11 protein-coding genes are annotated in these 15,270 nt (G+C 65.3%); 6 read left to right on the top strand and 5 right to left on the bottom strand.

What is annotated here, in order from left to right:
* The first annotated feature begins 60 nt into the window (after positions 1 to 60).
* The 3 genes from P0D89_RS11870 to P0D89_RS11860 are packed head-to-tail and all read left to right on the top strand — an operon-like array spanning position 61 to position 6,058.
* Positions 61 to 1,290, top strand: a complete 1,230-nt coding sequence (locus P0D89_RS11870; RefSeq protein ID WP_408356122.1) for an efflux RND transporter periplasmic adaptor subunit — start codon at positions 61 to 63, stop codon at positions 1,288 to 1,290.
* Positions 1,291 to 1,308: 18 nt separating this feature from the next.
* Positions 1,309 to 4,530: an efflux RND transporter permease subunit gene (locus P0D89_RS11865; RefSeq protein WP_408356124.1), complete on the top strand. Its 3,222-nt coding sequence runs from the start codon at positions 1,309 to 1,311 to the stop codon at positions 4,528 to 4,530.
* Between the two features lies 1 nt (position 4,531).
* Positions 4,532 to 6,058 (top strand): efflux transporter outer membrane subunit, encoded by a 1,527-nt coding sequence (locus tag P0D89_RS11860; protein WP_408356126.1) that lies wholly within the window; start codon positions 4,532 to 4,534, stop codon positions 6,056 to 6,058.
* Positions 6,059 to 6,216: 158 nt separating this feature from the next.
* On the opposite strand, the gene P0D89_RS11855 is transcribed toward P0D89_RS11860, so the two are convergent.
* The gene (locus P0D89_RS11855; RefSeq protein WP_408356128.1) at positions 6,217 to 7,626 is read right to left on the bottom strand and encodes a nucleobase:cation symporter-2 family protein; all 1,410 of its coding nucleotides are present in this window, start codon (positions 7,624 to 7,626) and stop codon (positions 6,217 to 6,219) included.
* Between the two features lie 536 nt (positions 7,627 to 8,162).
* On the opposite strand from P0D89_RS11855, the gene P0D89_RS11850 reads away from it, so the two are divergent.
* The 3 genes from P0D89_RS11850 to fghA all read left to right on the top strand — a co-directional run bounded on the left by P0D89_RS11850 (position 8,163) and on the right by fghA (position 11,841).
* A complete protein-coding gene (locus P0D89_RS11850) occupies positions 8,163 to 9,614 on the top strand; it encodes a xylulokinase (protein WP_408376619.1) in 1,452 nt (483 codons plus the stop codon).
* 253 nt (positions 9,615 to 9,867) lie between these two features.
* Positions 9,868 to 10,974 (top strand): S-(hydroxymethyl)glutathione dehydrogenase/class III alcohol dehydrogenase, encoded by a 1,107-nt coding sequence (locus P0D89_RS11845; RefSeq protein WP_408356132.1) that lies wholly within the window; start codon positions 9,868 to 9,870, stop codon positions 10,972 to 10,974.
* Positions 10,975 to 10,989: 15 nt separating this feature from the next.
* Positions 10,990 to 11,841, top strand: a complete 852-nt coding sequence (gene fghA / locus P0D89_RS11840; protein ID WP_408356134.1) for an S-formylglutathione hydrolase — start codon at positions 10,990 to 10,992, stop codon at positions 11,839 to 11,841.
* Between the two features lie 81 nt (positions 11,842 to 11,922).
* On the opposite strand, the gene P0D89_RS11835 is transcribed toward fghA, so the two are convergent.
* The 4 genes from P0D89_RS11835 to P0D89_RS11820 all read right to left on the bottom strand — a co-directional run bounded on the left by P0D89_RS11835 (position 11,923) and on the right by P0D89_RS11820 (position 15,256).
* Positions 11,923 to 12,705 (bottom strand): metal ABC transporter permease, encoded by a 783-nt coding sequence (locus P0D89_RS11835; RefSeq protein ID WP_408356136.1) that lies wholly within the window; start codon positions 12,703 to 12,705, stop codon positions 11,923 to 11,925.
* Positions 12,698 to 13,687: an ABC transporter ATP-binding protein gene (locus P0D89_RS11830; RefSeq protein WP_408356138.1), complete on the bottom strand. Its 990-nt coding sequence runs from the start codon at positions 13,685 to 13,687 to the stop codon at positions 12,698 to 12,700. The genes P0D89_RS11835 and P0D89_RS11830 overlap by 8 nt, the downstream gene beginning before the upstream one ends.
* Positions 13,684 to 14,676 (bottom strand): metal ABC transporter solute-binding protein, encoded by a 993-nt coding sequence (locus P0D89_RS11825; protein ID WP_408356140.1) that lies wholly within the window; start codon positions 14,674 to 14,676, stop codon positions 13,684 to 13,686. Before P0D89_RS11825 ends, P0D89_RS11830 begins: the two co-directional genes overlap by 4 nt.
* Before the next feature lie 100 nt (positions 14,677 to 14,776).
* Positions 14,777 to 15,256, bottom strand: coding sequence for a Fur family transcriptional regulator (locus P0D89_RS11820; RefSeq protein ID WP_408356142.1), 480 nt, complete (start codon positions 15,254 to 15,256; stop codon positions 14,777 to 14,779).
* Between the last annotated feature and the right edge of the window lie 14 nt (positions 15,257 to 15,270).

Raw genomic sequence — 15,270 nt, 5'->3', positions numbered from 1 at the left:
CGTCCCCGGGGTAGGGGTGCGCGCACTTTTTCATTCTCAGTCTTTGACAGAGGTCGCTCCATGCGCGTCGAACGGGTTCCATTCCGCTTAATTAGTGCCGCGACGGCTGCCATATTGCTGGCAGCGTGCGGACCAAAACAATCTGCCCCGCCGCCACAGGCACCCGAAGTCGGCATCGTCACCGTCCAGCCGACGACCGTGCCGGTCGTCACCGAACTGCCCGGCCGCACCAGCGCCTTCCTCGTCGCGCAAGTGCGCGCACGGGTCGACGGCATCGTGCTGCGCCGCGAGTTCACGGAAGGCAGTCAGGTGACCGCGGGCCAGCGTCTGTACAAGATCGACCCGGCGCCGTACATCGCGACGTTGAACAACGCGAAGGCGACGCTTGCGAAGGCCCAGGCCAACTTCGTGTCGACCACCGCGCAGGCCGCCCGCTTCAAGGTGCTGGTCGCCGCGAACGCGGTCAGCAAGCAGGACTACGACAACGCGGTCGCCGCAGAAGGGCAGGCCGCGGCCGACGTCGCCGCCGGCAAGGCAGCCGTCGACACCGCGCAGATCAACCTCGGCTATACCGACGTGACCTCGCCGGTGACCGGCCAGATCGGCGTGTCGCAAGTCACGCCGGGCGCCTTCGTCCAGGCGAGCGCCGCGACGCTGCTCGCCACGGTCCAGCAACTCGATCCGGTTTACGTGGACCTGACGCAATCGAGCCTCGACGGTCTGAAGCTGCGTCGCGACATCCAGGAAGGGCGCCTCAAGACAACCGGCCCGGGCGCGGCGCAAGTGTCGCTGATTCTCGAAGACGGCCGGGTCTATCCGGAAAAGGGCAAGCTGCAATTCACCGACGTCACGGTCGACCAGAGCACCGGCTCGGTCACGGTTCGCGCGATCTTCAAGAACGCGGACAAGGTGCTGCTGCCGGGCATGTTCGTGCGCGCGAAGATCGAGGAAGGCGTGAACCAGAACGCGCTCGTCGTGCCGCAAATCGGCATCACGCACGACCAGAAGGGTCAGCCGACCACGCTGGTCGTCGGCGCCGACAACAAGGTCGAATTGCGTCAGATCGTCACCGCGGGGACGTACGGTTCGAACTGGGTGGTCGCAAGCGGCCTGAATCCCGGCGACCGCGTGATCGTCCAGGGCACCGACAAGGCCCGCCCCGGCCAGCAGGTCAAGCCAGTTGCCGCGCAACTTCCCGCCACGCCCGCTTCCGGCGCAGCCGCTCAAGGCGCGCCGGCCGCAAGCAGCGCACAGACGGCCCAACCCGCCTCCGCTGCATCGGGCGCGTAATAACAGGGAGCCCGCCTCATGGCAAAGTTCTTTATCGATCGCCCGATTTTTGCATGGGTGATCGCCATCATTCTGATGCTCGCGGGTATCGCGTCGGTCTTCACGTTGCCGATCGCGCAATACCCGACCATCGCGCCGCCGGCCGTGCAGATCAGCGCAACGTACCCGGGCGCATCGGCGAAGACGGTGGAAAACACCGTCACGCAGGTGATCGAGCAGCAGATGAGTGGTCTCGACCACTTGCTGTATCTGGCGTCGACGTCGGACGATTCGGGTACGGCAACCATCACGCTGACGTTCGCTGCCGGCACCAACCCCGACATCGCGCAGGTGCAGGTGCAGAACAAGCTGCAGCTCGCCACGCCGCTCCTGCCGCAAGCCGTGCAGCAGTTGGGCACCAAGGTCACGAAGTCGAGCAGCAGCTTCCTGCTGGTGATGGCGTTCGTGTCCGAAGACGGCAGCATGAGCAAGTACGACCTGGCGAACTACGTCGCGTCGAACATTCAGGATCCGGTCAGCCGTATCGACGGCGTGGGCACGGTGACGCTGTTCGGCTCGCAGTACGCGATGCGCATCTGGCTCGACGCCAACAAGCTGAACAACTTCGGCCTGACGCCGCTCGACGTGGAAACCGCGCTGCAGGCGCAGAACGTGCAGGTCGCGGGCGGCTCGCTCGGCGGCACTCCGTCGGTGCCGGGCCAGGTGCTGCAGGCCACCATCACGCAGGCCACGCTGCTGAACACGCCTGAACAGTTCGGCAATATCCTGTTGAAGGTGAATCAGGACGGCTCGCAAGTTCGTCTGCGCGATGTCTCGCACATCGAGCTGGGCGGCGAAAACTACAACTTCGACACCAAGTACAACGGGCAGCCGACGGCCGGCTTCGGCATCCAGCTCGCCACCGGCGCGAACGCGCTGGCCACTGCGAAGGCGGTGCGCGCGAAGGTCGCCGAACTGTCGAAGTACTTCCCGCACGGCCTCGTCGTGCAGTACCCGTACGACACCACGCCGTTCGTGCGCCTGTCGATCGAGGAAGTGGTCAAGACGCTGCTCGAAGGTATCGTGCTGGTGTTCCTGGTCATGTACCTGTTCCTGCAGAACCTGCGCGCCACGCTGATCCCGACGATCGCCGTGCCGGTGGTGCTGCTGGGCACCTTCGCGGTCATGGGTATCGTGGGCTTCTCGATCAACACGCTGTCGATGTTCGGGCTCGTGCTGGCGATCGGCTTGCTGGTGGACGACGCGATCGTGGTGGTGGAAAACGTCGAACGGGTGATGCAGGAGGAGGGTTTATCGCCTCGCGATGCAACCCGCAAAGCGATGGACCAGATCACCGGCGCGCTGGTCGGCGTGGCGCTCGTGCTGTCGGCGGTGTTCGTGCCGGTGGCGTTCTCGGGCGGTTCGGTCGGCGCTATTTACCGGCAGTTCTCACTGACGATCGTGGCGGCGATGGTGCTGTCCGTGCTGGTCGCGTTGATTCTGACGCCGGCGCTGTGCGCGACGATCCTCAAGCCGATCGAGAAGGGTCACCACGAAACGACCACCGGCTTCTTCGGCTGGTTCAACCGCACGTTCAACAAGAGCCGCGACAAGTATCACTCGGGCGTGCACCACGTGATCAAGCGCTCGGGCCGCTGGCTGATCATCTACATGGTGGTGATCTTCGCGGTCGGCCTGCTGTTCGTCAAATTGCCGAAGTCGTTCCTGCCTGACGAAGACCAGGGCACGATGTTCGTGCTGGTGCAAACGCCTTCGGGTTCCACCCAGGAAACCACCGCGCGCGCGCTGAAGGACGTGTCCGACTATCTGCTCACCACCGAGAAGTCCATCGTCGAATCGACCTTCACGGTGAACGGCTTCAGCTTCGCGGGCCGTGGCCAGAACGCGGGTCTCGTATTCGTGCGGATGAAGGACTACGCACAGCGTCAGCACTCGGACCAGAAGGTGCAAGCGCTGGTGGGGCGTTTGTTCATGCACTTCAGCACCTACAAGAACGCAACGGTGTACCCGGTCAATCCGCCGTCGATTCCTGAACTCGGCACGGCCGCGGGCTTCGACTTCCAGTTGCAGGATCGCGCGGGCATCGGCCACGCGAAACTGATGGAAGCGCGCAACATGCTGCTGGGTCTCGCCGCAAAAGATCCGACGCTGGCCCAGGTGCGTCCGAACGGCCTGAACGATACACCGCAGTTCAAGGTGACCATCGACCACGAGAAGGCTTCCGCGCTCGGCGTTTCGCTGTCCACGATCGACCAGACGTTCTCGATCGCATGGGCGTCGCAGTACGTGAACAACTTCCTCGATACCGACGGCCGGATCAAGAAGGTGTACCTGCAGGGCGACGCGCCTTTCCGGATGAAACCGGAAGACGTGAACGTCTGGTTCGTGCGCAACAGCGCGGGCACGATGGTGCCGTTCTCGGCCTTCGCGAGCACCGAGTGGACGTTCGGTTCGCCGAAGCTGGAGCGCTACAACGGTATCTCGTCGGTGGAAATCCAGGGCGCGGCCGCACCGGGCAAGTCGACCGGTCAGGCGATGACGGCGATGGAAGCACTCGTCGCGAAGCTGCCGGCGGGCGTCGGCTACGAATGGACGGGCCTGTCGTTGCAGGAACGCCAGTCCGGTTCGCAGGCGCCGATTCTGTATGGCATCTCGATCCTCGTCGTGTTCCTGTGTCTCGCGGCGCTGTATGAAAGCTGGTCGATCCCGTTCTCGGTGATCATGGTGGTGCCGCTCGGCGTGATCGGCGCACTGCTGGCCGCAACGCTGCGCGGGCTCGAGAACGACGTGTTCTTCCAGGTGGGTCTGTTGACCACGGTCGGCTTGTCGGCGAAGAACGCGATTCTGATCGTGGAATTCGCCCGCGAACTGCAGCAGGGTGAAGGCATGGGGCCGATCGAGGCCGCGCTGGAAGCAGCGCGTCTGCGGTTGCGTCCAATCCTGATGACCTCGCTCGCGTTCATTCTCGGCGTGATGCCGCTCGCGATCAGTAACGGCGCCGGCTCGGCGAGCCAGCACGCGATCGGTACCGGCGTGATCGGCGGGATGTTGACGGCGACCTTCCTCGCCATTTTCATGATCCCGATGTTCTTCGTCGTGATCCGCGCGAAGTTCGGCGGTGAGAAGGAGGACCCGGATGAGGCGCTCGCACACTACAACCAGCACCATCCGCATGATCCGCAAGGCGGCGGTTCGGCGGGCGGGTCGGCTGATGAAGGCTCGGGCAAGGACGGACATTGAGATGCAAAAACATTCTCTGATTGCAGTGGCGGTCGCGTTGCTCGCCGCGGGTTGCACGATGGCGCCGAAGTACGAGCGCCCGGCTGAGCCCGTGACGGCGACCTTCCCGAGCGGCGGCGTGTACGACACGCAGCCGGGCGCGACCCAGCCGAACGCCGGCGCGCGTAGCGCCAACGGTCAGGCTGCCGCCGACATCGGCTGGCGCGAGTTCTTCGTCGATCCGCGCATGCAGCGGTTGATCGAGATCGCGCTGAAGAACAACCGCGATCTGCGCGTGTCGGTGCTGAACATGCAGGCGTCGCAGGCGCAGTACCGGATCGTTCGCGCCGGCCTTTTCCCGACGCTCAACGCAGCCGCTTCGCAAACCAAGCAGCGCACGCCGCTCGACCTGTCGTTCTTTAACCAGACGATTACCGACACGTATTCGGTCGGTCTGAACGCGTCGTGGGAAATCGACTTCTTCGGGCGGATTCAAAGCCTGAAGGATCAGGCGTTGGCGACCTACCTTGGCACGGCCCAGGCGCGCAAGGCGGCGGAAATCGCGCTGGTCTCGCAGGTGGCGAACCAGTACCTGACGGTGCTCGAACTGGACGATCTGCTGAAGGTCACGCAGAACACCTTGAAGACCGCGGACGAATCGTATCGGATCAACAAGGTTCAGTTCGACACCGGTACGGGTTCGGAGCTCGATCTGCGCCAGGCGCAAACGGTGGTCGAGGTGGCGAAGGCGAACATGCAGGCGCAGGAACGTCTGCGGGCGCAGGCTGAAAACGCGTTGGTGCTGCTGCTCGGCGAGCCGATGCCCGCCGATCTGCCACCGGGCCTGACGTTGGACAGCCAGAATCTCCTGACGGATATTCCGGCTGGGTTGCCCTCCGATCTGCTGACGCGTCGTCCGGACATCATGGAGGCGGAAGAGAATCTGCTCGCGGCCAACGCGAACATCGGCGCGGCGCGTGCGGCGTTCTTCCCGCAGGTTTCGCTGACCGGCAGTTTCGGCACGCTGAGCCCGACGCTCGGCGGTCTGTTCAAGCCGGGTTCGGCAGCGTGGAGCTTCGCGCCGTCGATCACGCTGCCGATCTTCGAGGGCGGGCAGAACACCGCCAACCTGAATCTCGCCAACATCCAGAAGAACGTCCAGATCGCCACGTATGAGAAGGCGATCCAGACTGCCTTCCGCGAAGTGGCGGACGGACTGGCGGCACGCGGCACGTACGACCAGCAGATCGAGGCGCTGGAGCGCGACACTTTTGCCGAACAACGCCGGCTGGATCTGTCGAACCTGCGGTATTCGAACGGTGTCGACAGCTATCTGGCAGTGCTGACAGCGCAGACGGCGCTGTACCTGGCGCAGCAGTCGCTCGTTACCGCGCGCATGGAACGTCTGCAGAACCTGGTGACGCTGTATCAGGCGCTTGGCGGCGGCTGGATCGAGCATACCGGCGAGCAGCCGCGTCCGGCCGACGCGCCGGTCGACTACGGTGCGGCGAGTGCGCCGGTGGCGGCTTCGGCGCCGAACGCGGGTTGAGCTTCGCGCCGGCGCTTGGGTGAGACCGTTGCTGATTCAGGGCGCCGCCTCACCGCAGTTGGACAAAAGAAAACGCCACGGCAAATTCGCCGTGGCGTTTTCGTTTCCGCGGTCTTCGCGGCCGCGACCCTCACCGCGCCAGTCAGCGCCGGTGATACTCAGTGCAAGTCCACCGTGCGCAGCATCTCGTCGCCTTGCAGTTCGGCGCCGCCCCGTCCGTCGAAGTCATGGCCCGCGCGGCGAATGTCGCACTTCGCCTTCTTCTCGCTCTTCACACCGTTGAAGATCAGGTTCAGCACCACCGCCGACACCGACGCCAGCAGAATCCCGCTATGCAGCAGCGGCGACAGCGCGGGCGGCAGCTTCGAAAAGAAGTGCGGCGACACCACCGGCACCAGACCCAGCCCGATACTCACCGCGACGATGAACAGGTTGTGGTGGTTCTTCACGAAGTCGACTTTCGACAGCACCTTGATGCCGTTCGCCGCGACCATGCCGAACATCACGATGCCCGCGCCGCCGAGCACGAACGCCGGCACCGACGCGACCACCTGCGCCATCTTCGGGAACAGGCCCAGCAACACCAGGATCACGCCGCCCATCGCGCAGACAAAGCGGCTCTTCACGCCGGTTACCCCGATCAGCCCGACGTTCTGCGAAAACGAGGTATGCGGAAACGAGTTGAAGATGCCGCCGATCAGCGTACCTAGACCGTCGACGCGCAGGCCGCGCACCAGCGTCTTCTGATCGACCGGACGATCGACCATGTCGCCGACCGCGAGGAACATGCCGGTCGATTCGATGAAGGTGACGAACATTACGGTGACCATCGTTGCGATCGACAGCGGATCGAAGTGCGGCATGCCGAAGTGGAACGGCATCACGAAGCCGACCCACGGCGCGAGCGTGACGCCTTCAATATTGACGCGGCCGAGCGCCAGCGCGATCACGAAGCCCGCGACGATGCCGAGCAGCACCGAGATGTTCGCGAGAAAGCCCTTGGCGAACTTGTTGATCAGCAGGATCAGCATCAGCACGAGCAGCGACAGGCCGAGATAGACCGGATTGCCGTAGTCGGGATTGCCCACGCCGCCGGCCGCCCAGTTGATGCCGACTTCCATCAGCGACAAGCCGATCACCGAGATCACGACGCCGATCACCACCGGCGGGAAGAAGCGCAACAGCTTGCCGACCGCGGGCGCGAGCAGGATGCCGACCACGCCGGCCGCGATCGTCGAACCGAAGATGTCGAGGATGCCGAGCGAAGGATTGGTGCCGATCGCGACCATCGGACCGACGGCCGCGAACGTGCAGCCCATGATGACCGGCAGACGGATGCCGAAGATCCACAGACCGAGCGTCTGGATCAGCGTGGCGATGCCGCACGAAAACAGATCGGCGCTGATCAGGAACGCGATCTGATCCTTCGGCAACTTGAGCGCCGCGCCGATGATCAGCGGCACCGCGACGGCGCCGGCGTACATCACCAGAACGTGCTGAATGCCGAGGGTGAGCAATTGGCCCGCGGGCAGTCGCTCGTCGCACGGGTGAACCGTGTTCGCTTGCATATCGTCTGTCTCCACCATCTGGTTTTGGGATGGCTCCAAGGTATCGGGGACGAAAAGGTGCAACAAGACCACTGGGGCCTATTCCGGCATTCCCGGTGACGATATGCGAGGGCGTCATTTGAAAGCTGATTTAAAGGCGCGCGCGGGGGCGATCGGCGGTCAGCCCTTTGCAGGGGCGATGCGAGGCCGCTCGCCGCGCGTGCCCGGCGCGCGGGGATATATGTGAGAATCAATGAGGTGTATCGCGGCTCGCGCATAGTCCTGTTTTCATGCGGCTCGCGCGACGGCGGGGTTAACCCGCGATTCGGGATTTTCGGCGTGTTGGCGGGCGCGTGTCCGAAGCTGCGAGGCGGCGACGACGGACACGCTTTGTGAGGTAATCTGCCCAAGGTTTTTTCGCGCGTTTTTCGCGTACTCTGCGCGCGGTCGCCAAGTGCTCGCCAGGTGATTGATGCGTGCTTCACCCTCGCTTCACGCACGCGTTCCTCGCGCCCGATGCACATCATTTTCCCCATCCTTTTGACGACCCATCGCCCATGAGTTTTCTCGGCATCGACCTCGGCACCGGCTCCCTGAAAGTGGCAATCGTCGACGCACACGGCTGCGAGCAGGCGGTGTCGAGCGTCGCTTATGCGCTCGACACGCCGCACGCGGGCTGGGCGGAGACATCCGTGCAGACATGGTGGCGCGCGCTCTGCGAAGCGATGGCGCGCTTGCCCGGCGAATTACGCCGCGACGTGCAGGCGATCGGCTTCTCCGGCCAGATGCACGGCGTCGTGTTGATCGACGCGGCGGGCGAAGCGTTGCGTCCCGCGATGCTGTGGCCCGACACGCGCGCGCTGGATCTGCTCGATGCGTGGCCCGAGCCGCAGCCGAATCCGGTCGCGCCCGGCATGGCCGGTCCGTTGCTGCGCTGGATCGTGCTGCATGAGCCGCAGATCGCGCGCCGCACGCGCTGGGCGCTGCAACCGAAGGACTGGCTACGCGTCGCGCTCGGCGGCGCGGTGGCGACCGATCCGTCCGACGCCTGCGCGACCGCGCTCGCCGACCCCGCCGGCGTGTGGGACACGGCGCTGCTCGAACGCCTGCAGATTCCGCGTGAATGGTTCGCACCGCTGGCGCCATCGTATGCGGCGGGGGGCGTGCTGTCGGAGAGTGCGGCGCATGCGCTTGGCCTGCGCGCCGGGACCGTGCTCGCGACCGGCGCCGCCGATACGCCGTGCGCGGCGCTCGGCAGCGGACTCGCGCACGACGGCGACGCGTTGCTCACCACCGGCACCGGCGGACAGATCGTCGTACTTGCATCGCAGGCGCCCGCTGCGGCGAAGGGCTTGCATCGCTATCGGGCGGCGAGCGATCACTGGTATCGGATGGCGGCGATGCAGAACGTCGGCATCGCGCTGGAACGGGTGCGTGGCTGGCTGGCGTATGAATGGGCGGATGCCTATCGCGATGCGTTCGGCGATGAGGCTGACTCAATCACGAACGTCAACTCTGCTTCTGCCTTGACCTTCCTGCCGTACCTCACAGGCGAGCGCACGCCGTGGCTCAACCCGCAGGCGCGTGGCGGCTGGCTCGGCCTTGCGCTCGATCACACACGCGGCGCGATGATGCGCGCCGCGTTCGAAGGCGTCGCGTTTTCACTGCGCGCGGGGCTCGATGCGATTCGCGCGAGCGGCGCAACGGTGACGACATTGAAGCTTGCAGGCGGCGGCTCCGTCGACGCGCGCTGGCGTCAGTTGCTCGCCGATGCTCTGAACGTCGAACTGCATGCGGTCGATTGTCCCAATGCCGCGCCGCGTGGCGCGGCCATTCTCGGCGGCCTTGCCAGCGGTCATTGGCACGCCAATGAGCTCGCCGCGCTCGCGCCGGGCGCGACGCGCGTCGCGGGTCCGCGAGACGATACGGCGCTTGCCGCACGTTACGCGCGCTTTCTCGATCTATACGGCCGCGTCGAAACCTGGTTCGGCGACACGACGGTTCGCTAGCCGAAGCAATCTCGGCCTTGGACAACGCGATGACGCGCTTTGCCATACCATTACGCTTTTCGCACGCCAGCCTGGAACCCGGGATGCGCTGCCGGCCGGTTGGGACGACAAGAGCCGCAGCAACGTGAACTGCCCGCGTCGCGCTTGAGTCACGCGCAGCGAGCGAAACCAGGACACCCGCGGGACCTCCACGCGCCGCGACGCATCGCACCGCGACGCGCGTCGCATTGATAGACTCACAGGAGCATTGACGATGAAAACCAAAGCAGCAATCGCATGGAAAGCCGGCGCCCCGTTGACGATCGAGGAAGTCGATCTGGAAGGGCCGCGTGCTGGTGAAGTCCTGATCGAAGTGAAGGCGACGGGCATCTGCCACACCGACTACTACACGCTGTCGGGCGCCGATCCGGAAGGCATCTTTCCGGCGATTCTCGGCCACGAAGGCGCGGGCGTGATCGTCGATACAGGGCCGGGTGTCGGCACGCTGAAAAAGGGCGATCATGTGATTCCGCTCTACACGCCGGAGTGCCGCCAGTGCAAGTTCTGCCTGTCGCGCAAGACCAACCTGTGCCAGGCGATCCGCGCGACCCAGGGCAAGGGTCTGATGCCGGACGCCACCTCGCGTTTCTCGCTCGACGGCAAGCCGCTCTTTCACTACATGGGTACGTCCACGTTCTCGAACTACATCGTCGTACCGGAAATCGCGGTCGCGAAGGTCCGTGAAGACGCGCCGTTCGACAAGATCTGCTACATCGGCTGCGGCGTGACGACCGGCGTCGGCGCCGTCGTGTATTCGGCGAAGGTCGAGGCGGGTGCGAACGTGGTCGTGTTCGGTCTCGGCGGCATCGGGCTGAATGTGATTCAGGGTGCGAAGATGGTCGGCGCTGACAAGATCATCGGCGTCGACCTCAACCCGGGCCGCGTCGAGCTGGCGAAGAAGTTCGGCATGACGCACTTCATCAACCCGAACGAAGTCGAGAACGTGGTCGACCACATCGTGCAGCTCACCGATGGCGGCGCCGACTATTCGTTCGAATGCATCGGCAACACCAAGGTGATGCGTCAGGCGCTGGAGTGCACGCACAAGGGCTGGGGCCAGTCGTTCATCATCGGCGTGGCGGCGGCGGGCGAGGAGATCAGCACGCGTCCGTTCCAGCTGGTGACGGGCCGTGAATGGAAGGGCTCGGCATTCGGCGGCGCGCGCGGTCGCACCGACGTGCCGAAGATCGTCGACTGGTACATGGAAGGCAAGATCAATATCGACGATCTGATCACGCACCGCCTGCCGCTCGAACGCATCAACGAAGGCTTCGATCTGATGAAGAAGGGCGAGTCGATCCGCTCGGTCGTGCTGTACTAAACGAGGAGCGTCGCGATGCTTGAACTCATATCGGCGCACGCGTGCCATGGCGGGGAGCAGCGCATCTACCGGCACGACTCGCAGGTCATCGGTCTGCCGATGCGCTTCTCGGTGTATCTGCCGCCGCAGGCTTTGCAGGCCAACGCGAACGTGCCCGCGCTGTTCTATCTCGCGGGTCTCACCTCCACGGAAGAAACTTTTCCGACGAAGGGGGGCGCGCAGCGCTTCGCGGCGCAGCACGGTATCGCGTTGATCGCGCCGGATACCAGTCCGCGTGGCGCGGGCGTGCCGGGCGAAAGCGCGGCTTGGGACTTCGGCGTGGGCGCGGGCTTTTACGTCGACGCCACGCAAGAGCCCTGGGCGCAGCACTATCGCATGTACTCCTACGTGCGCGATGAACTGCGCGAAACGGTGCTCGCCAATCTGCCGGTTGACGGCGCGCGGCTCGGCGTTTTCGGGCATTCGATGGGCGGTCACGGCGCGTTGATGCTGGCGTTGCGCAATCCGGAGATCTATCGGTCGGTGTCGGCATTCGCGCCGATTGCCGCGCCGATGCGCTGCCCGTGGGGCGTGAAGGCGTTCAGCGGTTATCTGGGCGAAGACCGCGAAGCGTGGAAGCAGTGCGACGCGAGCGAGCTGGTGGCGCACGCATCGCGCAAGTTCGCGCAAGGGATTCTGGTCGATCAGGGACTCGCGGACCAGTTCCTTGCCGAGCAGCTGTATCCGGATGTGTTCGAAGCCGCCTGCCAGTCCGCTGGTCAGCCGCTGACGTTGCGCCGTCACGCAGCGTATGACCACGGCTATTATTTCATCTCGACGTTCATCGAGGATCATCTCGCGCATCACGCGAAGGTGCTGAACGGGTGACGTCGTTGTAGTTTGCAACGCAGATGGCGGCGGCATGCGGATGTGCAGCCGCCATCGGCAAACCGGCGCGCCAGCGTTCGGTCAACGCCGCCCCAACAAACTCCCGCCATACACCACCGCCGACAGCACGGTGATCCAGAAGCTCGTCGGCCAATCGGTATAGAACGCCAGCGTCAGACCCAGCCACGCCTGCACCAGCGCGAACACGGCGGCGAGCACGAGCCCGGCCGAGAGCCGCGTCGTCATGTTTTGCGCCGCGGCAGCCGGGCCGACCATCAGCGTGAAGACCAGCAGCACGCCGACGATCTGCGTGCATGCCGCCACGGCGAGCGCGGCAATCGTCAGAAACAGCATCGACACCAGACGCAGCGACACGCCCTTGGCCTCGGCCAGTTCCGGCTGCAACGAAGCGAACAGTAGCGGCCGCATGATCGCCGCGAGCGCGCCCAGACTGACGACGCCCAACGCGGCCAGCACGCCGAGCGTCGACGCGTTCACGCCGAGCACGTTGCCGAACAGCAGCGCGGTGACCTGCGTCGCGTACGCGGTGAAGAAGTGCAGAAACAGCAGGCCGAAGCCGAGCGACAGCGACAGGATCACGCCGATCGCCACATCGCGTCCGGCCAGACGTTCGCCGAGCGCGCCCATGCCGACGCCTGCCGCAAGCGTGAAACCGATCATCCCCCAGATCGGCGAGATGCCGATCAGCACCGCGCCGGTCGCGCCGGTGAAGCCGACGTGCGAGAGCGCGTGGCCGGCGAAGGTCTGTCCGCGCAGCACCAGAAAATAGCCCACCACGCCCGCCAGCACCGCGACGATCCCCGACGCCGCGAATGCGTTCACCATGAAATCGTATTCAAACATCGTGCGTGTGTCCGTCGCGTGAGTCGTGCTGGTGTGAGTGGCCGTGCGCGCCGCCGTGGTCGTGCGAATGCCCGTGTGAATGCGAGTGACCGTGGCCGCCGTCCTCGTCGTGTTCATGCTCGTGATCGTGCTTCTCGACTTCGACGCCGCCCGACATCACGAAGATGCGGCCGTTCACGCGCATCACGTCGATCGGCGAGCCATAGAGGCGCGACAGCACCGGCCGCGTGATCACTTCGTCGACGGTGCCGAGCGCCGCCACGCCGCTGCCGAGATACAGCACGCGATCGAGCGAGTTCAAGAGCGGATTCAGTTCGTGCGCGGAAAACAGCACGGCGATGCCGAGTTCCTGCTGCACGCTGCGCACCAGTTCCACCACGCTCTTCTGATGATGCGGGTCGAGGCTGATCAGCGGTTCGTCGAGCAGCAGCAGCTTCGGGTTGCCGAGCAGGCATTGCGCGAGCAGCAGCCGCTGACGTTCGCCCCCCGACAGTTCCGACAGCGGCCGCTCGGCGAGCTTGCGGCCGCCGACCAGATCGAGCACGCGCTCGACGTCGGCGCGGGTTTTGGGATCCGCATGCGGCAAGCCCCAGCGATGGCCGTCGGCGGCCATCGCGACGAAATCGCGGCCGCGCACCCGGCGGCCGGCGAGCGCGCTGCGCGTTTGCGGCATATAGCCGATCGACGCATTACCGCGCTCGACCGGCTGCCCGAGCACGCGGATCGCGCCTTGGGCCGCGGGCACGAGGCCGAGCACGGCGCGCATCAGTGTGGTCTTGCCCGCGCCGTTCGGCCCGAGCACGCCGATGAATTCGCCCTGGTTCACCACGAAGCCGGCGTCGTGCAAGATCGTGCGGTCGCCCAGTTCGAGGGTCACGCGTTCGAGTTCGAGCACGGGCGCGCCGCGGGGAGCGCTCGTGAGTGCGCTCGCTGATTCGTTGGCTGAGGCGCTGGCTGGCGCGTTGCGGCCAGTCGAGGTCATGGGGTTTTTCCTTTGGCGCCCGAGGTTGCCGATTTCGCTGCCTTCGCGCTGTTCGCTCCGCTTGCGCCGTTCACATCGCCTGCGGCCAGCGCTGCGCCCAGCGCGTCGAGCTGCGTCAGCATCCACGTCTGATAGGTCTTGCCGGCCGGCTGGGTTTCGGTGACGCTCATGGTCGGCACCTGCGATTGCTGCGCGAGCTTCAACATGCGTTGGGTCAGGGCCTCGGTTGCCTGGCTGTTATAGATCAGAACGCGCACGCGCTTCTCGCGCAGATCGCGTTCGAACGCGGCGATATCGGCCGCGCTGGCTTCGGTGTCGTTCATGGTCGCGAGCTGGAAGCGCTGATTGCGCATCGTCAGGCCCACCGCGTCCGACATGTAGCCGAACACCGGCTCGGTTGCCGTGACCGGCACGCCCGCGTAGCGGCCATGCAGTTCGGCGACCTTGGCGTCGATCGGCTTGAGCGAGTCGAGAAACTTCGCGAGGTTCGCATCGTACGCCGACTTGTGCGCCGGGTCAGCCGCGACGAGCGCGTCGCTCACCGCGCGCGCCACTTTCGGCATGGTCGCCGGGTCGTACCAGAGGTGCGGATTGTCGCCGCCCTTCTTGCCGGTCAGATCGGCGGCGACGATCGTGGTGCGCTTCGCACCCTTCGACGCGGCCAGCAGTTTCGCCATCCACGGATCGTAGTCGGCGCCGTTGTAGACCACAAGGCTGGCATGCTGCAACGCACGCGCGGTTTTCGGGCTGGCTTCGAACAGATGCGGATCCTGGTCCGGATTGCTGAGGATGCTCGTCACGTCGACGCGATCGCCGCCCAGTTGCTGCACCACGTCGCCATAAAAATTCTCCGCGGCGACCACCGGGATTTTCGCGTCCGCGGCAAACGCGCCGTGGCCGAACGCCAATGCCGCCGCGCCTACGGCCACGCACGTCGACAGTTTCAGCGCCCGGCGCGCCTCGAACCACATCGACCCGATCTTTCTCATCTTTGTTTCCTGCTGCGTGAAAGTTGAATGAACTGCAAACGTTAGGGGCATTTGGCGGCTCGCGGCCGGCGCGGCTGCGTGCATCAGCTCGTGCGTGGCTTCATGAAGAACCGCCCGCGGGACGCGCCGCGCGGGCGCACGGCGCGCACAGACCGCTGAGTTCGATCACCTGTCGATGCACTTCGAAGCCGTTCGCGGGCCCGCTATGCGACAACTGGTCGGCGAGGTCTTCGCCGGGGATCTCGACGGTCGCGCCGCAGCCGTCGCACATCAGGAACTGGCTGCGATGCGGCACGCCGACTTCGCAGCAGGCCACGTACGCATTCTTCGATTCGATCCGATGGACGAAGCCGTGCGCGAGCAGGAAGTCGAGCGCGCGGTACACGGTCGTGGGCGGCATGCGGCCGCGTTCCGGTTCGAGCGCATCCAGCAGCTCGTACGCGCCGACCGGCCGCTCGCTGGCGACGATCGCCGCGTAAACCTGACGACGCAAAGGCGTGAGCGCGAGTCCCTGCGCGACGGCGTGCGCGTCGGCATGCGCGAGCCGCAAGGCGTGGTGTTCTGCAATCGACGTAGCCATCGGCATGGGCCTCC

This window comes from Paraburkholderia sp. RL18-085-BIA-A (genome assembly GCF_046027075.1).
GTDB lineage: Bacteria > Pseudomonadota > Gammaproteobacteria > Burkholderiales > Burkholderiaceae > Paraburkholderia.
This window is presented reverse-complemented; position numbering and strand designations above follow the sequence as displayed.

Excerpts from the sequence above, each read along its gene's own strand:
- P0D89_RS11870 (WP_408356122.1), top strand. The coding sequence starts at position 61 with ATGCGCGTCGAACGGGTTCCATTCCGCTTAATTAGTGCCGCGACGGCT.
- P0D89_RS11865 (WP_408356124.1), top strand. The coding sequence starts at position 1,309 with ATGGCAAAGTTCTTTATCGATCGCCCGATTTTTGCATGGGTGATCGCC.
- P0D89_RS11860 (WP_408356126.1), top strand. The coding sequence starts at position 4,532 with ATGCAAAAACATTCTCTGATTGCAGTGGCGGTCGCGTTGCTCGCCGCG.
- P0D89_RS11855 (WP_408356128.1), bottom strand. The coding sequence starts at position 7,626 with ATGCAAGCGAACACGGTTCACCCGTGCGACGAGCGACTGCCCGCGGGC.
- P0D89_RS11850 (WP_408376619.1), top strand. The coding sequence starts at position 8,163 with ATGAGTTTTCTCGGCATCGACCTCGGCACCGGCTCCCTGAAAGTGGCA.
- P0D89_RS11845 (WP_408356132.1), top strand. The coding sequence starts at position 9,868 with ATGAAAACCAAAGCAGCAATCGCATGGAAAGCCGGCGCCCCGTTGACG.
- fghA (WP_408356134.1), top strand. The coding sequence starts at position 10,990 with ATGCTTGAACTCATATCGGCGCACGCGTGCCATGGCGGGGAGCAGCGC.
- P0D89_RS11835 (WP_408356136.1), bottom strand. The coding sequence starts at position 12,705 with ATGTTTGAATACGATTTCATGGTGAACGCATTCGCGGCGTCGGGGATC.
- P0D89_RS11830 (WP_408356138.1), bottom strand. The coding sequence starts at position 13,687 with ATGACCTCGACTGGCCGCAACGCGCCAGCCAGCGCCTCAGCCAACGAA.
- P0D89_RS11825 (WP_408356140.1), bottom strand. The coding sequence starts at position 14,676 with ATGAGAAAGATCGGGTCGATGTGGTTCGAGGCGCGCCGGGCGCTGAAA.
- P0D89_RS11820 (WP_408356142.1), bottom strand. The coding sequence starts at position 15,256 with ATGGCTACGTCGATTGCAGAACACCACGCCTTGCGGCTCGCGCATGCC.